This is a genomic window from Ramlibacter sp. AN1133 (assembly GCF_037890035.1).
In the GTDB taxonomy this organism is placed as follows: domain Bacteria; phylum Pseudomonadota; class Gammaproteobacteria; order Burkholderiales; family Burkholderiaceae_C; genus Ramlibacter.
Genome location: NZ_JBBKTQ010000034.1, coordinates 1 through 21,961, shown reverse-complemented (window position 1 = coordinate 21,961; position 21,961 = coordinate 1). Strand labels below are relative to the sequence as shown.

Annotated in this window: 30 protein-coding genes and 1 riboswitch; of the genes, 11 read left to right on the top strand and 19 right to left on the bottom strand. The window is 70.8% G+C overall.

All coding sequences use genetic code 11. The annotated features are described in order from the left end of the window. The first annotated feature begins 3 nt into the window (after positions 1-3). Entirely contained in the window at positions 4-618 is a 615-nt protein-coding gene (leuD, locus tag WG923_RS27825) for a 3-isopropylmalate dehydratase small subunit (protein WP_340354286.1), read from the top strand. Positions 619-631: 13 nt separating this feature from the next. Here leuD and WG923_RS27820 read toward each other — a convergent pair whose 3' ends face one another. From WG923_RS27820 to WG923_RS27805, 4 genes are all read right to left on the bottom strand, one after another. Continuing rightward, positions 632-1,546, bottom strand: coding sequence for an NmrA family NAD(P)-binding protein (locus WG923_RS27820; RefSeq protein ID WP_340354285.1), 915 nt, complete (start codon positions 1,544-1,546; stop codon positions 632-634). Then, a complete protein-coding gene (locus WG923_RS27815; protein WP_340354284.1) occupies positions 1,543-1,665 on the bottom strand; it encodes a hypothetical protein in 123 nt (40 codons plus the stop codon). Before WG923_RS27815 ends, WG923_RS27820 begins: the two co-directional genes overlap by 4 nt. A gap of 196 nt (positions 1,666-1,861) precedes the next feature. Next, complete coding sequence (locus WG923_RS27810; RefSeq protein WP_340354283.1) at positions 1,862-2,221, bottom strand: hypothetical protein; 360 nt, start codon at positions 2,219-2,221, stop codon at positions 1,862-1,864. A 28-nt stretch (positions 2,222-2,249) separates the two neighbouring features. After that, positions 2,250-2,471 (bottom strand): hypothetical protein, encoded by a 222-nt coding sequence (locus WG923_RS27805; protein ID WP_340354282.1) that lies wholly within the window; start codon positions 2,469-2,471, stop codon positions 2,250-2,252. Positions 2,472-2,660: 189 nt separating this feature from the next. Between WG923_RS27805 and WG923_RS27800 the strand changes: the two genes are divergently transcribed. Beyond that, positions 2,661-3,017, top strand: coding sequence for an STAS/SEC14 domain-containing protein (locus WG923_RS27800; protein WP_340354281.1), 357 nt, complete (start codon positions 2,661-2,663; stop codon positions 3,015-3,017). Between the two features lie 25 nt (positions 3,018-3,042). On the opposite strand, the gene WG923_RS27795 is transcribed toward WG923_RS27800, so the two are convergent. Together WG923_RS27795 and WG923_RS27790 are read right to left on the bottom strand one after the other, a co-directional pair. Beyond that, complete coding sequence (locus WG923_RS27795) at positions 3,043-5,163, bottom strand: xanthine dehydrogenase family protein molybdopterin-binding subunit (RefSeq protein ID WP_340354280.1); 2,121 nt, start codon at positions 5,161-5,163, stop codon at positions 3,043-3,045. Then, positions 5,160-5,636, bottom strand: coding sequence for a (2Fe-2S)-binding protein (locus tag WG923_RS27790; protein ID WP_340354279.1), 477 nt, complete (start codon positions 5,634-5,636; stop codon positions 5,160-5,162). The genes WG923_RS27795 and WG923_RS27790 overlap by 4 nt, the downstream gene beginning before the upstream one ends. 144 nt (positions 5,637-5,780) lie before the next feature. Further along, positions 5,781-5,892: riboswitch (TPP riboswitch) on the top strand. Between the two features lie 114 nt (positions 5,893-6,006). Here WG923_RS27790 and WG923_RS27785 point away from each other — a divergent pair. The 4 genes from WG923_RS27785 to xth are packed head-to-tail and all read left to right on the top strand — an operon-like array spanning position 6,007 to position 8,894. After that, a complete protein-coding gene (locus tag WG923_RS27785) occupies positions 6,007-7,107 on the top strand; it encodes an FAD-dependent oxidoreductase (protein WP_340354278.1) in 1,101 nt (366 codons plus the stop codon). Then, complete coding sequence (thiS, locus tag WG923_RS27780; protein ID WP_340354277.1) at positions 7,104-7,307, top strand: sulfur carrier protein ThiS; 204 nt, start codon at positions 7,104-7,106, stop codon at positions 7,305-7,307. The genes WG923_RS27785 and thiS overlap by 4 nt, the downstream gene beginning before the upstream one ends. Positions 7,308-7,312: 5 nt before the next feature. Next, a complete protein-coding gene (locus tag WG923_RS27775) occupies positions 7,313-8,089 on the top strand; it encodes a thiazole synthase (RefSeq protein ID WP_340354276.1) in 777 nt (258 codons plus the stop codon). Positions 8,090-8,093: 4 nt separating this feature from the next. Continuing rightward, entirely contained in the window at positions 8,094-8,894 is an 801-nt protein-coding gene (gene xth / locus WG923_RS27770) for an exodeoxyribonuclease III (RefSeq protein WP_340354275.1), read from the top strand. Here xth and WG923_RS27765 read toward each other — a convergent pair. From WG923_RS27765 to WG923_RS27755, 3 genes are all read right to left on the bottom strand, one after another. After that, positions 8,779-10,032 carry an MFS transporter gene (locus tag WG923_RS27765; protein ID WP_445322990.1) on the bottom strand — a complete coding sequence of 418 codons (1,254 nt, stop codon included), beginning with the start codon at positions 10,030-10,032 and terminating at the stop codon, positions 8,779-8,781. The two genes, xth and WG923_RS27765, sit on opposite strands and share 116 nt — an antisense overlap. Positions 10,033-10,179: 147 nt before the next feature. Beyond that, complete coding sequence (locus tag WG923_RS27760; protein WP_340354273.1) at positions 10,180-11,040, bottom strand: fumarylacetoacetate hydrolase family protein; 861 nt, start codon at positions 11,038-11,040, stop codon at positions 10,180-10,182. Then, positions 11,037-11,471 carry a PAS domain-containing protein gene (locus tag WG923_RS27755; RefSeq protein ID WP_340354272.1) on the bottom strand — a complete coding sequence of 145 codons (435 nt, stop codon included), beginning with the start codon at positions 11,469-11,471 and terminating at the stop codon, positions 11,037-11,039. The genes WG923_RS27760 and WG923_RS27755 overlap by 4 nt, the downstream gene beginning before the upstream one ends. A gap of 92 nt (positions 11,472-11,563) precedes the next feature. Here WG923_RS27755 and WG923_RS27750 point away from each other — a divergent pair, with 92 nt between their 5' ends. Beyond that, positions 11,564-11,860, top strand: coding sequence for a hypothetical protein (locus WG923_RS27750; protein WP_340354271.1), 297 nt, complete (start codon positions 11,564-11,566; stop codon positions 11,858-11,860). Positions 11,861-11,881: 21 nt separating this feature from the next. Here WG923_RS27750 and WG923_RS27745 read toward each other — a convergent pair whose 3' ends face one another. After that, the gene (locus tag WG923_RS27745) at positions 11,882-12,145 is read right to left on the bottom strand and encodes a DUF3297 family protein (RefSeq protein ID WP_340354270.1); all 264 of its coding nucleotides are present in this window, start codon (positions 12,143-12,145) and stop codon (positions 11,882-11,884) included. Between the two features lie 101 nt (positions 12,146-12,246). Between WG923_RS27745 and acpA the strand changes: the two genes are divergently transcribed. Then, positions 12,247-13,755, top strand: coding sequence for an acid phosphatase (gene acpA, locus WG923_RS27740; RefSeq protein WP_340354269.1), 1,509 nt, complete (start codon positions 12,247-12,249; stop codon positions 13,753-13,755). A gap of 6 nt (positions 13,756-13,761) precedes the next feature. Here the strand turns inward: acpA and WG923_RS27735 are convergent, their stop codons facing one another. The 6 genes from WG923_RS27735 to WG923_RS27710 form a co-directional block, all read right to left on the bottom strand. After that, complete coding sequence (locus WG923_RS27735) at positions 13,762-14,187, bottom strand: GFA family protein (RefSeq protein WP_340354268.1); 426 nt, start codon at positions 14,185-14,187, stop codon at positions 13,762-13,764. A gap of 23 nt (positions 14,188-14,210) precedes the next feature. Next, a complete protein-coding gene (locus WG923_RS27730) occupies positions 14,211-14,777 on the bottom strand; it encodes a dihydrofolate reductase family protein (RefSeq protein ID WP_340354267.1) in 567 nt (188 codons plus the stop codon). 19 nt (positions 14,778-14,796) lie between these two features. Beyond that, positions 14,797-15,258 (bottom strand): methyltransferase family protein, encoded by a 462-nt coding sequence (locus tag WG923_RS27725; protein WP_340354266.1) that lies wholly within the window; start codon positions 15,256-15,258, stop codon positions 14,797-14,799. A 34-nt stretch (positions 15,259-15,292) separates the two neighbouring features. Further along, positions 15,293-15,484, bottom strand: coding sequence for a hypothetical protein (locus WG923_RS27720; RefSeq protein WP_340354265.1), 192 nt, complete (start codon positions 15,482-15,484; stop codon positions 15,293-15,295). Positions 15,485-15,715: 231 nt separating this feature from the next. Continuing rightward, the gene (locus WG923_RS27715; RefSeq protein WP_340354264.1) at positions 15,716-16,405 is read right to left on the bottom strand and encodes a VIT1/CCC1 transporter family protein; all 690 of its coding nucleotides are present in this window, start codon (positions 16,403-16,405) and stop codon (positions 15,716-15,718) included. Positions 16,406-16,596: 191 nt separating this feature from the next. Further along, positions 16,597-16,863, bottom strand: a complete 267-nt coding sequence (locus WG923_RS27710) for a GlsB/YeaQ/YmgE family stress response membrane protein (RefSeq protein ID WP_340354263.1) — start codon at positions 16,861-16,863, stop codon at positions 16,597-16,599. A 313-nt stretch (positions 16,864-17,176) separates the two neighbouring features. Between WG923_RS27710 and WG923_RS27705 the strand changes: the two genes are divergently transcribed. The 3 genes from WG923_RS27705 (at position 17,177) to WG923_RS27695 (ending at position 19,021) form a co-directional block, all read left to right on the top strand. Beyond that, positions 17,177-18,007, top strand: a complete 831-nt coding sequence (locus tag WG923_RS27705; RefSeq protein ID WP_340354262.1) for an urease accessory protein UreD — start codon at positions 17,177-17,179, stop codon at positions 18,005-18,007. Between the two features lie 153 nt (positions 18,008-18,160). After that, positions 18,161-18,658 carry a hypothetical protein gene (locus WG923_RS27700; RefSeq protein ID WP_340354261.1) on the top strand — a complete coding sequence of 166 codons (498 nt, stop codon included), beginning with the start codon at positions 18,161-18,163 and terminating at the stop codon, positions 18,656-18,658. Between the two features lie 102 nt (positions 18,659-18,760). After that, on the top strand, positions 18,761-19,021 hold the full coding sequence (locus WG923_RS27695) for a hypothetical protein (protein ID WP_340354260.1): 261 nt from the start codon (positions 18,761-18,763) through the stop codon (positions 19,019-19,021). Positions 19,022-19,222: 201 nt separating this feature from the next. On the opposite strand, the gene urtE is transcribed toward WG923_RS27695, so the two are convergent. The 3 genes from urtE to urtC are packed head-to-tail and all read right to left on the bottom strand — an operon-like array spanning position 19,223 to position 21,910. Continuing rightward, complete coding sequence (gene urtE / locus WG923_RS27690; RefSeq protein ID WP_340354259.1) at positions 19,223-19,915, bottom strand: urea ABC transporter ATP-binding subunit UrtE; 693 nt, start codon at positions 19,913-19,915, stop codon at positions 19,223-19,225. Between the two features lie 52 nt (positions 19,916-19,967). Next, on the bottom strand, positions 19,968-20,843 hold the full coding sequence (gene urtD / locus WG923_RS27685; RefSeq protein WP_340354258.1) for an urea ABC transporter ATP-binding protein UrtD: 876 nt from the start codon (positions 20,841-20,843) through the stop codon (positions 19,968-19,970). Further along, complete coding sequence (gene urtC, locus WG923_RS27680) at positions 20,840-21,910, bottom strand: urea ABC transporter permease subunit UrtC (RefSeq protein WP_340354332.1); 1,071 nt, start codon at positions 21,908-21,910, stop codon at positions 20,840-20,842. The genes urtD and urtC overlap by 4 nt, the downstream gene beginning before the upstream one ends. Between the last annotated feature and the right edge of the window lie 51 nt (positions 21,911-21,961).

Below are 21,961 nucleotides of genomic sequence, written 5' to 3'. Positions count from 1 at the left end.
GCGATGGAACCCTTTCGCACACTGACCGGCATCGCCGCGGCACTGCCCATGGCGAACCTGGACACCGACCAGATCATGCCCAAGCAGTACCTGCGCGGCGTGGACCGCCACACGGGCCTGGCCGAGGGCTTCCTGCACGACCTGCGCTTCGCGGCGCCGGGCGTGCCGCGGCCCGGGTTCGTGCTCAATCGCGCGCCGTGGACGCAGGCGAAGATCCTGGTGACCGGCCCCAACTACGGCTGCGGCTCCAGCCGCGAGCACGCGGTGTGGGGCATGCGCCAGCTGGGCCTGGGCTGCGTGATCGGCAGCAGCTTCGGCGGCATCTTCGCGGACAACTGCACGCGCAACGGCGTGCCCGCGATCGCGCTGCCGGTGCAGGAAGTCGAGCGCCTGCTGGCGCTGGCGGGCGACCCGGCGCGCTGCGAGATGACGGTGGACCTGGAGCAGCAGGTGATCGTGACGCCGGGCGACGGCCGCACGCTGCGCTTTCCCTTCGACCCCCTGAAGAAGCACATGCTGCTCAAGGGGCTCGACGCGGTGGGTGCGACGATGGAATACGCGCAGGACATCCGGGCCTTCGAGCAGGGGTACTTCTCGGCGCAGCCCTGGCTGGCCTGAGCGCCGCGCGCGCTCAGGCGAACACTTCGATGTCGGGCCGGTCGGCGGCCGCGGGCGCCTCCGGCTGCGGTCGGCAGCCCCGCAACGCGAGCGCAACGGCCTCGGGCAGCCGCATCGCGCGGCGGCCGATCAGGCGCTCCAGGTCGTTCTCGTAGCCGAGCAGCGCCCCCTGCGCCGCCGCGAAATCCGCATCGACCAGTTGCTGCGCCTGCGCAGGGTGCACACCGGCGTCGATCAGCGCGGCGCGGTACAGCGCCGCCGGCAGGTGCACGTAGCGGATCGGGCGCCCGCTCTGGCGGCCGATCTCGGAGGCCAGTTCGGGGAGCATGAAGGACGAGCTGCCGACCAGTTCGTGCACCCCATGGGGTTCGGGCGACGCCAGCAGGACGGCAACGACGGCATCGGCGTAGTCGGCGCGGCTGGCGCACGAGATGCAGCCCGTGCCCGCGCTGCCCAGCACCGCCTGGTACTCCAGCGCCGCCGGCACGTGCGCCGTGTAGTCCTCCACGCAGCAGCCCAGGCGCAGCAGCGCGTGCGGCAGCCCGGCGATGCGCAGCGCGGACTCGACTTCGCGGTGCTCCGCCGCCACCGCCAGCGCCGAGGTATCCGCATGCAGCACGCTCGTGTACACGACCCGCGCGACGCCGGCCGTGCGGGCGGCATCCACCAGCGCCAGCGTGTTGCGGGTGGGAAAGCCGATCGCAGGCGAGCCGACGAGCAGCAGGCATTCGACACCGCGCAGGGCTCGCACCAGCGTTGACGGCCGCTGCGCGTCCGCCAGCCGGGGCTGCACGCCGGGTGCGTGCAGGCAGGCGGCTTCGTAGGCGTCGCGGACGATCGCCGCGAGGCCGGACGCGGGCATCCGGTCGAGCAGCCGCTGCAGCACCAGGGCGCCCAGCGGCCCGCAAGGATCGCTGATCGCGATCACGGCCGCACCAGGAACGCGGCGGGCGCGTTGCCGGGCTGGTCGATCGCGACGGCCAGGTCCGTCACCGTGATGACGGCGGCGGCGACGGCAAGGATCGTGGTGGCGATGTAGCGGCTCATGGGGTGTCCCCTTTCAGGGCGGCGGCGAACGTGGTCCATGGCAGCTACTCTAGGAATTGCGTCCGTGCCCGCATGTGCATTTCCGCACCAGCCAAGGCAGGTGGCGGCGCGCGGCGAGAACAGCGTCACGCTTTGGCATCCGCCAAAAGAAGGGCCGGCGCTTTCGCGCCGGCCCGGGGTCCTCACCTGCGTCGCGTCATTGGTGGTCTTTCTTCACCTTCTTGACCTTCTTCTTCGTGTCCTGCTTCGCCACCTTCGCGGGCTTCGCCTTGTGGTGCTCGTGCGAGCCGGTCATGCCCGCCTGGGTGGCGGCGGAGCCCTTCGTCCCCGGGGTGGCGGCGGCGGAGCCCTTCGTCCCGGGGGAGGTGGTGGCGCCGGCGGAGGCGGGGCCGCTCGTGCCGGCGGAGAGGTTGCTGCCGCCGCCCGCGATGGCCGGCATGCCCGTCTCGCCGCTCGTGCTCGCGTTGCCGGGGGTACCCTGCGCCAGCGCCGTACCGCCGAAGGCCAGCGCGGCCGCGGCCGCCAGGGCCGTGAGGGTTCGAGAAGTCGCTTTCATCGGGATCCTTCCTGTGTGTCTTGAGGTGTCAAGTGTGCCCGCCCTTGCGGTGGATGGCCGCGTCGGCGCGCTGCAGCGCGTGGCGCGTCGCCGCGCCGAGCTTGTGCATGGCGTGCCTGAAGTCGGCCGCGAGCTGGTGCGCGCCCTCGCTGGCGGAAGTGCCGGCCGGGGCCGTGTCGTGCGTGCCGGCCGCGCAGGCCGCGCTGCCGCAGGCCAATGCCGCGGCGAGGACGAAAGCGTGAGCTTTCATGGGCATTCCTCCTTGGATGGTCCATTCCTCCTCTTGAACGCAGCCCGGGGCCGCGAGGCTGTCGGACAACTTCCCATGCTGGAGTGCTCCGCCCCGCAGCCGGACCACCGGCGCTTTCGTCGGCCCGCGGGGGCCGTGCAGGAAGACGCTTATCGCCGCCATGCGGCTCCTCCTTTATGCTCCACGCCCATGAGCCTGCGGTTCGATGTCGAGCACAGGGACGGCTACTCCGTCGTGCGGGTCGAGGGCGAGCCCTCCCTCGGGCAGTTCCTGTCCTTCCTCCACCTCGTCGGGGTCGAGACCGCCGGGTGGAAGACCAGGCGCGTGCTGTTCGACCTGCGCCAGGTGCAGACGCTGACCACCTTCACGGATCACTACGCCGTCGGCGAGGAGGCCGCCCGCCAGCTCTCGCACCTGCAGCGCGTGGCTTCGCTGGTGGAGCCGCACCGCATCACCCGCGCCAGCGAGAAGACGGCGCAACGCTCGGGCATGAACCTCATCGTGTTCACCGACGAGGAAGCGGCCGTCGCCTGGCTGACCGCTTAGGTTTTCCTGCCGGCCCGCGCCTGGTTCAGCTCGCCAGCGCCGCCCGCTGGACGCGGTCCCAGGTCAGCGGCATCTCGCGCACGCGCACACCGACCGCATCGAACACCGCGTTGCCGATGGCCGCCGCCAGCGGGCCGTGCGTCGGCTCGCCGGCGCCGAGCGACTTCTCCTGCGGCCGGTCGAGGATCGCGATCTCCACCGCGGGCACTTCCGAGAAGCGCAGGATCGGGTACGCGCCCCAGTGGTCGCTGGTGACACGGGTGCGGTCGAACTGCACCGCCTCCTTGAGCACCCAGCTCACCGTCTGGATCGCACCGCCTTCGAGCTGGTTCTTCACGCCGTCGGGATGCACCACGCGGCCCACGTCGGCGGCGAGCCAGACGCGCCGCACGCGGATGTCCTGCTGCACCTCCACCTGCGCGATGGCCGCGCACCAGGCGCCGTTGTTCTTGTAGCGCGCGAAGCCCAGGCCCCAGCCCTCGCCTTCGGCCTTGCGGCGCCCGCGCCAATCCGCCATCGCGGCAGCCTGTTCCAGCACGGCCCGGCTGCGCGGATCCTCCAGGTGGCGCAGGCGCAGGTCGAGGGGATCGACGCCCAGTTCCGCCGCGATCTCGTCGAGGAAGCACTCCGCCGCGAAGACGTTGCAGTGCGCCCCCAGCGAGCGCAGCGAAGACGTGCGCAACGGCATCGCCAGCAGGCGGTGGTTGACGATGCGCTGCGCCGCGAACCCGTACCCGGGAATCGAGTTGCGCTCCGCGCCGGCACCCGAGCTGATGGGAACGTTGATCGAGACCTGCGGGGGAAAGGCCTCCTGCAGCAGCGGCGCGGCATGGAACACCGGCACCGGCATGCGGCCGGGGCGCATGCTGTGGCCGTTGGACCAGATCTCGTGCTCCCATTCGACGATGCGGCCTTGGGCATCCACGCCGGCGCGCAGGTCGACCGCCATCGCCGCCCCGAAGGGCGAGCAGGTGAGTTCGTCCTCGCGCGTCCAGCGCACCTGCACCGCCCGGCCCGGGACGGCGCGGGCCATCAGCGCCGCGTCCACTGCGGCATCGTCGGCGCCGTTGTGGCCGTAGCAGCCCGCGCCCGGCACGTGGCTGACGGTGATGGACTGCGGCGGAACGTGCAGCAGCAGCGCGAGGTCCCGCTGCATCGGGTAGACGCCCTGCGCGTGCGTCCAGACTTCGACGCGGCCATCCTCGCTCCAGCGCGCCAGGCCGCACGACGGGCCGATGGACGCGTGCGCGAGGTAGGGCCGCGCATAGCTGGCGGCGAAGCGGCGCGTCGGCACGACTGCGGGCGCCGTCGGCTGCTGCTCGTGCACCACGCTCGTCTCCGCCGGCTGCACGCGCAGGAAGGCCGGCAGGTCGTTCATGTCCGGCAGGCTCTCGCGCTCGCTCCAGCGGGCCGCTGCCTTGAGCTTGCGCAGGGCGCGATCCGCTTCGTGGTCGCCGTCCGCGATCACGCCGAGGAAGCTGCCGTCGCGCACCACGCGCACCACGCCGGGCAGCGCCTCGACCGCGGCGATGTCCACGTCAACGAGGCTGGCAGCCGGCGATGGCGGATGGGCGATCCGCGCGTACAGCATGCCGGGCAGGACGAGGTCGTGCAGGAAGGCAGGGCGGCCCAGCACCTTGTCGGGCAGGTCCAGGCGCAAGGGCGCTTGCTCCTCGCCCTCCGTCGCGGGCCTGGCCTTCGCGCTGCCGCTGGCCTCGCGCTCGAGCAGCGCAGGGTCGGCGAGCTCCCAGTAGCTGGTGCGCAGGGACGGCACGCCGCGCACCTGGATCTCGCCGTCGCGCACCTGCAGGTCATCGACCGCGACTTCCAGCCGCTGGGCCGCCGCGTGCAGGTAGATCTCGCGGGCCTCGGCGCAGACCTGGCGCAGCGCACTGCCCGAGTCCTGCACCGACAGGCTGCCGGAGGTGAAGCCTTCGTTGGGCGCGCCGGCGGTGCTGGCGCGCACCATCTCGATCCGGTGCGCGGCCACGTCGAGTTCCTGCGCCACGAGGCCCGCGAGCGCGGTGGTGATGCCCTGGCCCAGTTCGACCTTGCCGCTGCGGACTTCGACGCGGCCCTCGCGGTGGATCGCCAGCCACTGCGACAGGCGCGGATTCGCTTTCAGGCTGGTGGGGAGTTCGCTCATGCCGTGGCTCCCGCCTGCGCCGCGCGCAGCACCGCGCGCACGATGCGGTTGTGCGCGCCGCAGCGGCACAGGTGCTGGTCCAGCGCCTCGCGCACCTGCGTCTCGCTCGGCTGCGGCACGCGCGCCAGCAGTGCGGTGGCGCTGGCGAGGATGCCCGAGAGGCAGTAGCCGCACTGGCCCGCCTGCTCGTCGAGGAAGGCCTGCTGCAGCGCGCCGGGCCCGCCGTTGGCCGACAGGCCCTCGACGGTCACGATCGCGCGGCCCTGCACGGCGCCGACCGGCGTGTCGCACGCCGGCACCGACACGCCATCGAGCAGCACATGGCAGGCGCCGCACTCGCCCGAGCCGCAGCCGAAGCGCGTGCCGAGCAGGCCGAGGGTGTTGCGCAGGACGTCGAGGAGGGAGGTGCCTTCTTCGGCGTCGACGGCGCGCTCGACGCCGTTGACGCGCAGGTTGAAGCTCGTCTTGTTCATTGGCTTTGTGTCTCCGGCCGTCACTCTACGGTCTTTTCCCCCTCCCCCTCCGGGGGAGGGTCGGGGCGGGGGCGCTCCTGGCCGCCGTGCCCCAGCCTTCCCTCCCCCTTCCGGCCGAGGGAAATGCCGCAGCGGCGTATACTCCCCCTCGCTCCGGGGTGCGAACGGCCGCAGGCCGCCTTCGCTGAGATGGCAACACCAAACCCGTGAACTTGAACCGGTTCGTACCGGCGTAAGAAGAGCTTGTCGGGCCAGGCCCTCCCTCAGGGCCGCAGCAGTCCCGCCATCCCTCCGGAGCACCGCTTCTTCGCACAAGGGATGGCCGCATGCAACTTCTCTTCCGTTACCTCCTCCGCACCGGCACGCACCGATGAAGATCGGCATGGCCGGCGCCGGCCTGCTCGGGCGCCTGCTCGCGCTGCAGCTCGCGCGCGCCGGGCACGAGGTGCACGTGTTCGACCCCGCTGCGGACGCGCAGGCGCGCGGGGCCGCGGGGTGGACGGCCGCCGGGATGCTGAGTCCGGTGTCCGAGCTGGAGTGCGCCGATGCGGACGTGTTCGCGCTGGGGGTGCGGTCGCTGGCACTGTGGCCGGGGATCCTGGCGGGGCTCGAGGTGCCGGTGGAGTTCAGCCGGGAGGGCAGCCTGCTGGTGGCGCATCGGGGGGACGAGGGCGCGGCGCGGCGGGTGATCGGGTTGCTCGAGGAGAAGATGGGAGCACTGGATTCCCGCCTGCGCGGGAATGACGGGAAACGCGCGGGGCATGACGGGGATCGCGCCGGGAATTGCGGCGTAGCGCGCGCGAATGACGCCATCCGGCGGATCGAGCCCGAGCAACTGCGCGAGCTGGAGCCCTCCATCCGCGGCCCCGCCCACGCGTGGTTCATCCCCGGCGAAGGCCGCATCCATACCGTGCAGGCCATGCAGGCCCTGGCCGCCGGCGCGCGCGGCGTGCAGTGGCATTGGAGCCGGACCATCTCCGCCGCCCATCCCGGCGCGCTGCAGGCCGGCGACGGCACGCATGCCTTCGACCATGTCTTCGACGTGCGCGGCACCGGCGCGCGCCCGCAGTTGCCGGTGCGCGGCGTGCGCGGCGAGATCTTCTGGCTGCAGGCGCCGGGGCTCGAACTCAAGCGCCCGGTGCGCCTGCTGCATCCGCGCCACCGCGTCTATCTCGTGCCGCGCGCGCCCGACCTGGTGGTGGTCGGCGCGAGCGAGATCGAGAGCGAGGACCGCTCGCCGGTGTCGCTGCGCAGCACCGTCGAACTGCTGGCCGCCGCCCACAGCGTAGTGCCCGAACTCGCGGAGGCGCGCATCGTGCACAGCGAAACCAACCTGCGCCCCGCCCTGCCCGACAACCTGCCGGTGCTGCAGTCGCAGCCCGGCCTCACCCGCATCAACGGCCTGTTCCGCCACGGCTGGCTCATCGCGCCGGCGCTGGTGGAGCGCGCCCTGCAGGAGCTCCCGCCATGAACCGGATCACCCTCAACGGCGAAACCCGCAGCGTGGAAGAAGCCACCACGCTGGCCGACCTGGTCGCCGCGCTGGGCCAGCCGCCCTCCGCGCTCGCCACTGCCGTCAACGGCGAGTTCGTGCCGCGTTCGGAGCGCGCCACCGTGCACCTGCGCGAGGGCGACGCCGTCTTCACTTTCCAACCCATCACCGGAGGATGAACCCCATGGGACTTCGCATCGCAGACACGGAACTGGCCAGCCGCTTCTTCCTGGGCACGGCGGGCTACCCGTCGCCGCAGGTGCTGCGCGAGGCCATCGTCGCCTCCGGCACGCAGGTGGTGACGCTCAGCCTCAAGCGCCAGCTCGCCAACGCGGGCACGCCCAACGACTTCTACCAGCTGATCCGCGAAAGCGGCGCGCGCCTGCTGCCCAACACCGCCGGATGCCGCACCGCCAGGGAGGCCGTCGCCATGTCGAAGATGGCGCGCGAGATGTTCGAGACCCACTGGATCAAGCTGGAAGTGATCGGCGACGAATACACGCTGCAGCCCGACCCCTTCGAGCTGGTGGAGGCAGCACGCACGCTGGTGCGCGACGGCTTCGAGGTGCTGCCCTATTGCACCGACGACCTCGTGAGCTGCCAGCGCCTGCTGGATGCCGGCTGCAGGATCCTGATGCCCTGGGGCGCGCCCATCGGCTCCGGCCAGGGCCTGCTGAACCCGACCGCGCTGCGCACCCTGCGCGCCCGCCTGCCGGACGTGACGCTGGTCGTCGATGCGGGCATCGGCTCGCCGCGCGACGCGGTGCAGGCGATGGAACTGGGCTACGACGGGGTGCTGGTGAACACCGCCGTGTCGCAGGCCAAGGACCCGGTGAAGATGGCCAGGGCCTTCCGCCTCGGCGTGGAATCGGGCCGGCTCGCGCACGAGGCCGGCATCATGGCCAGGCAGGAGATGGCCGTGCCCAGCACGCCGGTGACGGGCCAGCCCTTCACGCTCTGATGCGATGAAGATCGCCACCTTCAACGTCAACGGCGTGAAGGGGCGGCTGCCCCGCCTGCTCGAATGGCTGGAGGAAGCGCAGCCGGACATCGCCTGCCTGCAGGAGATCAAGACGGCCGACGCGACCTTCCCGCACCAACCGTTCGAGGACGCCGGCTACGGCGTGCTGGTGCACGGGCAGCGCTCGCACCACGGGGTGGCCATCCTGGCGCGCGGCGAGACGCCGGTCGAAGTGCGGCGCGGGCTGCCCGGCGAAGCCGAGGACGTGTCCGCACGCTGGCTGGAAGCCAAGGTGCGCGGACTGCACGTGGTCTCGGTGTACCTGCCGAACGGCAACCCGGTGCCCAGCCCCAACTTCGACTACAAGCAGCGCTGGATGGAGCGGCTGGTCGCCTACGGCGCGGAGCTGATGGCCTCGGGCGCACCCATGGTGCTGGCCGGCGACTTCAACGTGGTGCCGACCAACGCCGACATCTACAACGCCGGCAGCTGGCGCTTCGACGCCGTGCTGCAGCCCGAGACGCGCGAGAAGTGGGAGCGCTTCCTGGCGCAGGGCTGGGTCGACGCGACGCGGCACCTGCACCCGAAGGAGCGCATCTACACCTTCTGGGTCAACGAAGCCGCCTTCCACCGCAAGGCGGGCTTCCGCATGGACTTCCTGATGCTCTCGCCGTCGCTGGTGCCGGCCCTCAGGGCGGCGGAAGTGGACGCGGCGCACCGGGGGCGGGAGAAGCCGAGCGACCATGCGCCGGTGTGGATAGCTCTCGACGAAGCCGCGCTTCCTCCGGCGGGCGCACGCGGCTGAACATGGCGAGCAGCAGCAGGTCGTAGACGATCTTGGTCGCGCCGCCGGCGATCAGCGGCCAGCCGAAAGTCGACATCCCCAGCAACCAACCGGCCAGCGCGGGACTGGCTGCCGCGGCGAGGCTGCGCGGCACCGCCGTCACGCTGGCGGCCGCCGCGCGCTCCGCCGGCGTGACGATCGCCATCACGTAGGAACTGCGGGTGGGCACGTCCATCTGCGACAGCGCGCTGCGCACGAACAGCAGCGCGACCGCCTGCCAGAGCTCGGCGCACCAGGGAATCGCCAGCAGGCACAGGCTCGAGGGCAGGTGCGTGAACACCATGGTGTTGACGAGGCCGATGCGGGCGGAAAGGCGCGCGGCCACCAGGTACGACAGCGCCGTGAGCAGCCCCATCCAGAAGAAGATGGAGCCGGCGGTGGCCAGCGGCAGGCCGAAGCGCTGGAACAGCCACAGGGCCACCAGTGACTGCACGATGAAGCCGCCGCCGAACGCGTCGAGGCTGAACAGCGCGGCGAGCATGTAGACCCGGCGCCGCGAGGGCCCGAGCGCGGACCGCGGCTCCTCCTCGGCCTGCGCCTGCCGCGCGCGCAAGCCGCGGTACACGAGCGCGGCGATGCCTGCGAGGCCGGCGTAGAGCAGGAACATGCCCTGCAAGGCCGTGAGTTGCGAAGCGCCCAGCGCGGGGGCGGCCCAGGCCGGCAGGCCGGCACACAGCGCGCCCGCCGCCGCGCTCAGCGTGCCGACCATGCTGTAGCGGGCGAACACCGCCGTGCGTTCGCGATCGGAGACCGACCGCGACAGCAGTGCATGCTCCAGCGGCAGGAACACGCTCACGTCGCCGCCGGAGGGATTCACCGTGCCCACGAAGGCCACCAGCATCAGCGGCCAGAAATCGCGCAGCACCGCGAGCCCGACGCCGGTGGCGCCCATCAGCGCGCAGGCGGCCAGCAGCAGCGCCCGCGTCGGGAAGCGCCACGCATGCAGGCCGGCCAGCAGCGTGAGCAGGCCGGAGCCGAACAAGGTGGTGGTGGCGACCAGCCCGACCTGCAAGGGCGTGAAGCCGAGCGCCAGCAGGTACAGCGGCAACAGCAGGCTGACGAAGCCGTCGCCGAAGGCGCGCACCCCGCGCGCGAGCATCAGGCGCGTGGCGTCGCTGGAAGGAAGGAGCGTTCGTTGCAAGCGGATCTCCTGCCCGGGCGCAGGCCCGGCGGCCAGGAGCAGCGCTTGGACGCGGCAAGCGTCTTGGGAGGCGGGGAGTCTGCTCGCGACCCCGCCCGGAAAATTCTACGCCTCCTCGTCGACGATCGTGTTCGACAGCACGCCGATCTTCTCGATGTCGATCTCGATGCGGTCGCCGGCCTTCATGAACACCGGCGGCGTGCGCGCATAGCCGACACCGGAAGGCGTGCCCATCGCGATCACGTCGCCGGGCTCTAGCGTCATCACCTCCGTGAGCAGGCACAGCGTCTCGACCACGGGGAACAGCATGTTCGACGTGTTCGAGCTCTGCATCACCTGCCTGTTCAGGCGCGACTCGATCTTCAGGCCGGTGGCGCCCGGCGGCAGTTCGGATGCGGGCACCACCCACGGCCCCAGCGGGCCGGTGCGGTCGAAGTTCTTGCCGATGGTCCACTGCGTGGTCTTGCGCTGGTAGTCGCGCAGGCTGCCGTCGTTGAAGCAGGTGTAGCCGGCCACCACGTCGAGGGCGTTCTGCCCGGTCAGGTGGCGGCCGCTCTTGCCGATGACCACGGCCAGTTCCGCCTCGTAGTCGAAGCGGTCGGACACGCGCGGGCGCAGCAGCGCCTCGCCCGGCGCGGCCAGCGAACTGGGCACGCGCAGGAAGAAGCTCGGGTACTCCGGCTTCTTGTGGCCACCCTCGGCGGCGTGGTCGGCGTAGTTGAGGCCCAGGCAGACGATCTTGCCGGGGCGCGGCACGGCGGGCAGCAGCTTCGCGTCCGACAGGCGCAGCACGTTGGCCGCCACCGAGCGCGCCTGCGCCGCCGCCTGCGCGAGCTGCTGCGGCGGCTGCTGCAGCCAGCCGACGAGGCCCTGGCCGGAGGGCGGCGCCGGCAGCACCACGACGTCCTGCTGGTCCACGCAGCCGACGGCTTCCGCACCGCGGTGCGAGAGGGTCACGAGTTTCATGCCTGTTTTCCCTGGGTGGAGGCCTGCTGCTGCAGGTGGGCCGCGGTGGCGTCGCGCGCCAGGGCCTGCATGCCCACCACGCGGCCATCCGGCGCCTTCAGCACGGCGAAGGTGAAATCGACGTAGAGCCGCCGCCCGTCCTTGTGGTTGGAGCGGGTGCGCAGCACGCGGGTGCCGGAGCGCAAGGTGCCCGTCTCGACGGCACGGGCGAAGCCGGCGTCGTGGGCGGGGCGGAAGCGCTCCGGGATCATCATGTCCAGGCCCTGGCCGACCGACTCCTCGCGCGTGAAGCCGAAGAGGCGCTCGGCGGCCGCGTTCCACACCCGGATCACTCCGGCCGTGTCGGCGATCACCAGAGCGTCGGGCAGGCCCTCGAGGGCCGCGCGCAGCAGGGCGGCGTCGGCCAGGTTCGTTTCGCTCCAGGGCGTCATGACGGGGCAGTCTGCCACAGACGAAAGTCATTCCCGCGCAGGCGGGAATGCAGGGTCTCCCGGCCCGCGCGGCGATGCCGTATGGTCGCGGCATGGACCAAGACATCGAAGCGCTGCGACAGGAAGTGCGGCACCTGATCGCGATGCACACCGCGTCGTACGTGGTCATCACCTCGCTGGTGGCCACGCACCCCAATCCCTCCCAGCTGCAGCTGCACCTGGTGACGGCGCTGGAGGGCGTGCTCGGCTCCGAGCGGCTGGCCAACTGGGGCGACGACCAGAAGCACATCGTGCGCAAGGTCGTGGAGACCTTCCAGAACGTGCAGCCGGCCGCCGCGATCGACCCGCTGGCCAGCGCGATGGGGGATCACGACCCCCGCAAGCGCTAGGCGTCCGGCGCCCCCCTGGCGCTAGGCCTCCGGCGCCTGGTCCTTGTAGAAGGCCTCGACGGTGCCCTTGAGCTTGATCAGCAGGGGGCGCCCCTTGCGATCCAGCGTCTTGCCGGCGGGCACGCGGATCCAGCCTTCGCTGATGCAGTACTCCTCCACGTCGTGGCGCTCCTTGCCGTTGAAGCGGATGCCGATGTCGTGCTCGCAGGCGGCGGCGTCGTGGTGCGGGCTGCGCGGGTCCACGGAGAGGTGGTCGGGAAGGGGCGGACGGGGGGTTTCGCTCATGGGCCGGTATTCTGGACGATCCGCCCCGGGTTTTCCCGGCGAGCCGGCGCCGGCCGTTCCCCGCTAACCTTCGCACCTTCGCATCACCGCAGGATCCCGCCGTGTCCCTCCGCCTCCTTCCAGGTCGTCGTGTCGTGCTGGCGCTCGCCGCCGGGGCACTGCTCGCAGGTTGTGCCCAGCTGCCCTTCGGCAGCGCGGGCAGGATGGCCCGCATCAACCACGTGGTCGTGATCTACGCGGAGAACCACAGCTTCGACAACATGTACGGGCTGTTCCCCGGCGCCAACGGCATCAGCCGCGCCACGCCCGAGCAGTACACGCAGCTCGATCACGACGGGCGGCCGCTGCCCGAGCTGGTGATCTTCGGCACCGACGGCAAGCCCGACCCGCGCTTCCCGCGCCTGCCCAACCGGCCCTTCCGCATCGATGCGCCGCCGGTGAGCAAGCCACCCACCGAGAGCCTGCTCAACCCGATCCACGCCTTCTTCCACAACATCGAGCAGATCAACGGCGGGCGCAACAACATGTTCGCCGCGATGTCGAACACGGGTGGCTACACCATGGGCCACTACGACGGCAGCGTGATGCGGGTGTGGAAGTGGGCGCAGGAATACACGCTGGCCGACAACTTCTTCATGGGCGCCTTCGGCGGCTCGTACCTGAACCACCACTGGCTGGTGTGCGCCTGCACGCCGCGCCACCCCGACGCGCCCGGGAGCATGCACGTGCGGCTCGATGCGCAGGGCAAGCTCGAAAAGCGCCCCGGCTCACCCTCGGCGCGCGAAGGCGCGGTGCTGGTGTTCAGCGGCGGCGGGGTGCAGGTCAGCCCCGACGGCTGGTCCGTCAATACCACCCAGCCGCCGTGGCAGCCCAGCGGCATCCCGCCGGCCGCCAGCGGCAAGGCGACGGACGCCGACCCGGCCGGCACTGCGGCCTTCGGCCGGCCGCTGCCGCCGCAGACGGCGCGCACCATCGGCGACACCCTCTCGGCCAAGGGCGTGGAATGGGCCTGGTACGCGGGCGGCTGGAATGCCGCGGTCACCGACGGCATGCAGCCGGCGGCGACGCGCCGCAGCGTGATCTACACGCGCGGGCCGAACGCGGTGAGCTTCCAGCCGCACCACCAGCCCTTCAACTACTACGCGCGCTTCGCGCCGGGCACGCCCGAGCGCGCGCGGCACCTGAAGGACGGCGACGACTTCCTCCAGGCCATCGAGAAGGGCACGCTGCCGGCGGTGAGCTTCTACAAGCCGGTGGGCGTCAACACGCAGCACCCCGGCTACACCGACATCATGACGGGCGATGCGCACATCGCCGGCGTGCTGGAGAAGCTGCGCGCCAGCCCGCAATGGAAGGACATGCTGGTGATCGTGACCTACGACGAGAACGGCGGCTTCTGGGACCACGTGCCGCCGCCGGCCGGCGACCGCTTCGGCCCCGGCTCGCGCATCCCCACGATCCTGGTCGGGCCCACCGTCAAGCGCGGCTTCATCGACTCGACGCCTTACGACACCACCTCGATCCTGAAGTTCATCACCGAGCGCTTCGGCCTCGAGCCGCTGCCGGGCGTGCGGCCGAAGATGGGCAACCTGGCGAATGCGCTGAACTGAGGCCCCTCAGCCGACGGCGAAGCGCACGTCCGGGATCCAGTTGCGGGCGCGGCGCGCGAGGCGGTCGCCGACCTCCTCGCCGTCGAAGCTCACCGGGCCCGGTTGCAGCAGCGCGGGGTCCACGTCCTCGAACGCGTGCACGCTCACGACGGCATAGGTGCGCCCGCCGATCTCGCTCGTCACCACGGGGACCACGCCGCACTCGCTGCAGATGTGGAAGGTCGCCGTCCTGGTGCCGAACGCATACCGGTGCACGGCCTCCGGCCGCTGCACCTGCACCTGCAGCGAGCCGGTGGGGCACGAGGTCCAGACCCCGCCATGCTTGACGCAGAACGAGCAGCTGCAGGCCCGCGCCGGGATGCGGGCGGGCTCCGGCTCCCAACGCAGCGTGAAGGCAATGTTGCCGCAGTGGCAGCGGCCGTGGATCAGCATGGCGGCACCTCCTGGGGTAACGTTCAGTGCGGCACGGTGGCGCGCCGCACCTCGTAGCGCAACTCCGCGAATCCCTCGCCGCAGGGCCGCGCGGACACCAGCCGCAGCGACGGCGAGGTGATGCGCCGCGGCAGCAGCGGCTTGCCGGCCCCGAGCGTCACCGAGCCGACCTGCACGATGATCTCGTCGAGCAGGCCGGCGTCGTGGAACTGGCCCACGAGCTCGCCGCCGCCCACCAGCCAGATGTTCTTCTCGCGCGCCGCAGCACGCATCTCCTCGTGCACCGAGCGCACGTCCCCGCGCACGAAGCGGATCGAGGCGCCGGGCACCGGCGGCAGCGCGCGCGAGCTGAACACCCACGCGGGCTGCGTGTAAGGCCACGCGCCCGGCATCTCCGAGCCGGGCCGGATCACGTGGCGCAGCATCCACTCGTAGGTGGACGAGCCCATCGCCAGCGCGCCCACCTCGCGGATGAACGCCGGATAGCCCGTGTCGTTGAGGTCGCCGAGCGGGAACAGCCAGTCGAGCGAGTCGTTCTCGGTGGCGATGAAGCCGTCGAGGCTGGCGGCGGTGTAGTACTGGGTGCGCATCGGGCAGGACCTCCGGGGCTCAGAGCCAGCGCCGCACGCGCGCGGCGTACGCGGACCATTCGTCGCCGAAGCGCGCCTGCAGCGCACGCTCCTCGGCGGCGATCTGGAAGCGGTTCATGTACAGCACGAACGCGACCGGGCCGAGGAAGGGCCAGGGCGTCGACAGGTTCACGGCCCACGCGGTGAGCAGCAGCCCCATGCCGACGTACATCGGATTGCGCGTGACGCGATAGACCCCCGCGGTGACGAGCGCGGAGGCGTTCTCCGGCCGCAGCGGATTGATGGTGGTGCGCTGGCGCAGGAATGCGAGGATGCCCAGGAAATCGAAAGCGACGCCCGCGGCCACCAGCAGCAGCGCGACGCCCTCGCGCAGCCACGTCGCCACCGGCAGGACCGGCGGCAGCGTGCCCAGCAGCCACATCGCCAGGGCGACGAGGAGGCCGACGATGGGGGGCGGGACGCGGTGCTCCAGGTTCAGCATCGCGCGGATGCTAGCACCCGCGTCCCGGAGAAGATCAGTTCCTGCGCAGGGACTGCGGCCTGTGCTGCTGCGCGATGGTGCGGACCTCCCTGCGCGCCCGCGCCTCTTCTTCCAGCTTGTGCTGGTGGGCGGCGCGCAGCGCTTGCGCAGCCTTCGGATCGAAGCGGCCGTTGACGTAATTGGCCGCGTTCTCGAAATCGTCGAAGTACCTCGATTGCTCCCACATGTCCGTGTTACCTCCGTGCGCCGCAGCTTACGGGGAGCCTGCGTGCGCGATCAAGCGGGCGCGGCGCGAGGGTGCTATTTCGTCGGGTTGGTGTTGGCCCGGAACGACTGCGCGTTACGTGCTTGTGGCGCCTGCTTACGGGCGGACACAGGTCGGGCGTGCAGGCCTACGGGCTATCCCTAGGGACCGAGACTGCAACGGGCCCGACGGACTGGACGCGCGACCGGTCGCTCAGACAGCAACCCCGAAGAGAGCCCCAACGCCGGCGGTCAACCCCATGGCCAGGGCACCCCAGAACGTGACGCGCATGGCGGATGCGAGCACGGGCGCACCCCCGGCGCGCGCCGACAGGACGCCCAGCAGCGCCAGGAAGACGAGCGAGCTCGCGGCCAGGCCCCACATGAGCGCGGCGGCCGGAATCAGCAGCACCATCACGAGCGGGAGCGCCGCTCCCACGGCGAACGTCCCCGCCGAAGCGAAGGCAGCCTGGACGGGCTTGGCTGCCAAGGTGTCCGAGATGCCGAGTTCATCGCGCCCATGGGCGGCGAGCGCGTCATGCTGCGTCAGCTGAGTTGCGACGCGCGAGGCCAGTGACTCGTCCAGGCCCCGCGCGACATAGATGGCCGTCAGTTCGGCGTGCTCCTGCTCCGGATTCGCCGTCAGCTCCCTGGCTTCGCGCGCCAGATCCGCGGTTTCCGTATCGGCTTGCGAGCTCACCGAAACGTACTCGCCGGCCGCCATGGACATCGCGCCCGCGACCAGGCCCGCCACGCCCGCGACCAGGATGGCCTTGGTGTCCGTACCGGCTGCCGCCACGCCCAGCACCAGGCTCGCCGTCGAAACGATGCCATCGTTCGCACCCAGAACGGCGGCGCGCAGCCACCCGGTTCGGTGGGTCCTGTGTCGCTCGCCGTGTCGCATGGTGCTGGGTGGTGTGGTGGAGCCCCGGGCTGGATGAGGCAATGTACTCCTGCCGCAGCGCATCCCTTATCGCGCAGCCGACACCTGCGGCCACCGAGGCCGAACCCGCCGGACAAAAGAAAAGGAGCGCCATTGGCGCTCCCGATGCAGGGGCAAACCCGCGAGATTCTGTTTCTTGTGGTGAGCCGCTCTTAGCGGACGCGGCCGCGGCGGAACAGGTTCACGATGGCGAGCAGGATCACGGCGCCGATCAGGGACACCACGACCGAGCCGATGCTGATGCCCTGGTTGATGGTGCCGACGCCCACCAGCGGGGAGATCAGCCAGCCGCCCAGGAAGGCGCCCACGATACCCACCACGATGTTCAGCAGGATGCCCTGCTGGCCATCGGTGCGCATGATCATGCTAGCCAGCCAGCCCACGATACCGCCAATGATCAACCAAATCAGAAAACCCATATTGCACTCCTTGAGCCGCGAACGGCGTGTTGTTGAAGGTCGGGCCGCGGCCCGATTCCGGGCCCCGTCCACCTGCCCCTGGAGGGCCGGTGCTGCTCACTATGGCCAAGGCCTGCAAGCGGGGGCGTAGGAGCGGTAAAGGAAGTGGGTGGGGGCCCGGCGCGACGCTGCGTCGGACAAAGCGCACTGTCGCGGCACAGCCTCAGGATGCTGCCCGACCGTGGATCAGCTCGGCGGACCGCCAGTCACGCTCGGCAGCACACCGCCACCCGGCCTTCCGCGGCGCGCGGTACGGCTGACCTACACTCGCCGCATGCCCTGGCACGCCCGGCTCCAGCTCGATTACACACGCCAAGGCGAGCGCAGCGTGGCGCGCTTCGTGCACGACGGACCACTGCGCATCCTGCAAAGCATCTACCCGGAAGGCGACACCGTCTGCCACAACGTGCTGGTGCACCCGCCCGGCGGGCTGGTGGGCGGCGACACGCTGCAGGTCGACGTCACCGCCGCCGCCGGCGCGCACGGGCTCGTCACCACGCCCGGCGCCTCGCGCTTCTACCGCAGCGAGGGCGAGCCGGCGGTGCAGGACGTGCGGCTGCGGCTCGCCGAAGGCGCCCGGCTGGAATGGTTGCCGCTGGAGGCGCTGTACTACAGCGGCTGCCGCGCGGAGAACCGCCTGCGCATGGAACTCGCACCGGGCGCGCAGTTGCTCGGATGGGACGTCGCCGCGCTGGGCCTGCCGCAGGCTGGCCAACCCTTCGTGCGCGGCAGCGTATTGCAGCACCTCGAACTGCAGGGCGCGTGGCTGGAGCGCGGACGCATCGCGGCCGAGGATCGCCGGCTGCTGGACGGACCGCTGGGCCTGGCCGGCCATCGCTGCCTGGCAAGCCTCTTCCTCGCTGGCGGCAGCGAGTTGCCGCGCCAGCAGCGCGCCGACCTGCTCGACGCGGCCCGCGCCGTGATCGGCGGGCACCCGCTTGCGGCCACCGCCGGTGCCACGGCTCCGGGTCCGCGCGTGCTCGTGGTGCGCGTGCTCGCGCCCCTGGTGGAGCCCGCGCTGCACCTGCTCAAGGCGGTCCGCCGCGCCTGGCGCCCGCTGCTCTGGCAGCGGGACACCGCGGACCCCCGCGGCTGGGCCATCTGACTCCGGGTTCTCCCGTGTCAGCCTCGGCCTGCAAGGCCGAGTCCTACCCGGCCATGGGCAGCGCGCGACCGGCACCGGAGCATCTCTCCGGCAGCCCGATTCCGGCTGGCCGTCCACACTGGCTTCATTGATCCAATTCAAGGAGTCCAGAACATGAAAGCGACGGATGCACGCTCCCGCAAAGGCCTGATCTCTTTCGGCGTGACCGCGCTGCTGGCGCTCGGCGCCGCCACCGCGCAGATCGCCACCGCCGGCGGCACCACCGGCATCGACAACAGCGGCAGCTACCAGAGCGAAGTGCAGGCCTGCCTCAGCGGCCACACGCAACAAGCCCAGTCCGACTGCCTGAAGGAAGCCCGCAACGCGCAGGCCGACAAGCGCCGCGGCGTGCTCGACACGACCGGGGACCTGCAGGCCAACGCCATGACGCGTTGCGACGTGTTCCAGTCCGGCGAGGACAAGGCCGCCTGCCAGGCCCGCGTGATGGGCATGGGCAATATCGAAGGCAGCGTCGCCGCCGGTGGCCTGCTGCGCGAATCCGAGACGGTGGTGCTGCCCCGGGGCGAGCACTCCGTGACGATCCAGCCGCAGACTTCCGAACCGATCGTGCTGGTGCCTTCCACCAGGACGCTCGGCAACCGCGGCCAGTAACGCGATTCAGCCGGGGGCAACCCGCCAGCGGGTTGCCGTCCTACAGCACGGCCCGCCGCAAGGTCCCACCTTGGGCGGGTCAGCCATTTGTGGAGGCGCAGGATGAACGAGAACGATCTCACCGAGCCGGCGGCGCCGGACCAGGAAGGCCGCGCGAAGCACGGCTACCGCAACGAGGTGAGCTGGGACGGCGGCAAGGGCCGCCAGCCTTACGCGAACCGGGAAGAGGAACAGGGGCCGGCCGCGGCGCACGAAACCGAGGCGGGCAACCGCGGCGCCGCTTCGGGCCGCAACCAGGAAGACCTGGAAGCACTCAGGCGCAGGCCCGAGGGCACCGAAAGCGAAACGCCCCGCCAGGACTGACGGGGCGCGGCGGCGTTGGCTCAGGCACGTGCCTCAGATGACGTGGAACAGCATGAGCAGGACCACGATGCCGAGGGGCACGCCGAGAAGCCAGAGGATGACGGGCATGGGAATCTCCTTTGGTAGTTTGCTGCTTGCAGCTTAAGGAGATGCGCGCGCCCGCTGTGCCGGGCAGCGGCGGTTCACCCGGTAGGAAGCTTCCTAAATGGACACGAGCTGGCGCACGCCGTCGGCCTCCATGTCCTTGCCCGGTCCCCGCGCGATCACTTCGCCCCGCTGCATGACGAGGTAGGCATCGGCCAGTTCGCGGGCAAAGTCGTAGTACTGCTCCACCAGCAGGATCGCCATGTCGCCGCGGTCGGCCAGCATGCGGATCACGCGGCCGATGTCCTTGATGATGCTGGGCTGGATGCCTTCGGTGGGCTCGTCCAGCACCAGCAGGCGCGGCCTCGCGGCCAGCGCCCGCGCGATGGCGAGCTGCTGCTGCTGGCCACCCGAGAGGTCGCCGCCGCGCCGGTGCAGCATCTGCCGGAGCACCGGGAAGAGCTCGAACAATTCGGGCGGAATCGGCGTGCTGCCCGGCTTCGTGGCCAGGCCCATGCGCAGGTTCTCCTGAACCGACAGCCGCGCGAAGATCTCGCGGCCCTGTGGCACGAAGCCGATGCCCGCGCGGGCACGCTGGTACGGCGTGGCCTGCGCCAGGGAGCGGCCCTCGAAGGAGATGCTGCCCGTCTTCACGGGCACCAGCCCCATCAGCGACTTGAGCAGCGTGGTCTTGCCGACGCCGTTGCGCCCGAGGATCACGGTGACCTGGCCCGGCTTCGCCTCGAGGCTGACGTCGCGCAGGATGTGCGAGCCGCCGTAGTACTGGTTGATGTTGCGTAGTTCAAGCATGGCTTTCCCGTAGGCTGGCGGTGGGCGCGCACAGCGCCGCACCCCAGCGTTTTCACCGCCCCAGGTACACCTCGATCACGCGTTCGTCCGCCTGCACCTGGTCCAGCGTGCCCTCGGCGAGCACGGCGCCCTCGTGCAGCACGGTCACCTTCTCCGAGATCGCCTGGATGAAGCCCATGTCGTGCTCCACCACCATCAGCGAATGCTTGCCCTTGAGCGAGAGGAACAGTTCCGCGGTCCGCGCGGTTTCCTCGTCGGTCATGCCGGCCACCGGCTCGTCGAGCAGCAGCAGCTTGGGGTCCTGCATCAGCAGCATCCCGATCTCCAGCCATTGCTTCTGGCCGTGGCTCAGGGTTCCCGCGGGGCGATCGACGTGCGCGGCGAGATGGATGGTGCGCAGCACCTCGGCGAGCCGGTCGCTCTCGGCCGAATCCGGGCGGAAGCGCATCGACGCGACCACGCCCTTGTCCGTCTTGAGCGCCAGTTCCAGGTTCTCGTACACCGTGAGCTGCTCGAACACGGTGGGCTTCTGGAACTTGCGGCCGATGCCCATCTGCGCGATCTCCGCCTCGCGGTAGCGCAGCAGGTCGATGGTGCTGCCGAAGAAGACGGTGCCGCTGTCCGGCCGCGTCTTGCCGGTGATGATGTCCATCATGGTCGTCTTGCCGGCGCCGTTCGGCCCGATCACGCAGCGCAGTTCGCCCGGTGCGATGTCCAGCGACAGGCCGTCGATGGCCTTGAAGCCGTCGAAGCTGACCGTGACGTCCTCCAGGTACAGGATGCGGCCGTGCGCGATGTCGACCTCGCCGGGCGTGACCGGCCGGCCGAAGCCGGCGGCGCGGCCGCCCGACTCGGTGCGGTCGCGCGCGACCATCTGCGCATACGCAGAGGCGCGGCGCGCGCCCTCTTCCATCAGGTCGGGGGTCATGGGGCCTTCCTCCGCAGTTTCTTCACCAGGCCCACCACGCCATCGGGCAGGAACAGCGTCACCGCGATGAACAGCGCGCCCAGGAAGTACAGCCAGAACTCCGGCGCGCTCACGGTGAGCCAGCTCTTGGCGCCGTTGACGAGGAAGGCGCCGACGATGGGCCCGACCAGGCTGGCGCGCCCGCCCACGGCGGCCCAGATCGCGATCTCGATCGAGTTGGCGGGGCTCATCTCGCCGGGGTTGATGATCCCGACCTGCGGCACGTAGAGCGCGCCGGCCACGCCGCACATCACGGCGCTGATCGTCCAGATGGTCAGCTTGTAGCCCACCGGGTTGTAGCCGCAGAACATGACGCGCGATTCGGCATCGCGGATGGCCTGCAGCACCCGCCCGAACTTGCTGGCCACCAGGAAGCGCGCGAACAGGAAGAAGGCGAGCAGCGTCACGCCGGTCAGCACGAACAGCGTCATGCGCATCTGCGGCGTGGCGATGGCGGTGCCCAGGATGCGCTTGAAGTCGGTGAAGCCGTTGTTGCCGCCGAAGCCGGTTTCGTTGCGGAAGAACAGCAGCATGGCCGCGAAGGTGAGCGCCTGCGTGATGATCGAGAAATACACGCCCTTGATGCGCGAGCGGAAGGCGAAGTAGCCGAACACGAAGGCGACCAGGCCGGGCACCGCCACCACGAACAGGCAGGTGGCCAGGAAGCTGTCCGAGAAGGTCCAGTGCCAGGGCAGCGCCTTCCAGTCCAGGAACACCATGAAGTCCGGCAGCTCGCTGTGGTAGTTGCCGTCGCGGCCGATCTGCCGCATCAGGTACATGCCCATCGCGTAGCCGCCCAGCGCGAAGAACAGGCCGTGCCCGAGCGAGAGGATGCCGGTGTAGCCCCAGATCAGGTCCATGGCCAGCGCGCAGATGGCGTAGCACATGATCTTGCCGACCAGGGCGACGGCGTAGTCGCTCAGGTGGAAGGGGCTGGACTGGGGGACGACGAGGTTCAGCATCGGCGCGAGGGCGCAGACCGCGATCAGCGCGACGACGAACGCGGTCCAGCCGGTGCGGGTGAGCAGCCGGCCAGCCCCGCGATGCCGGAACCGAGCGCGAACGCATAGGTATCGACG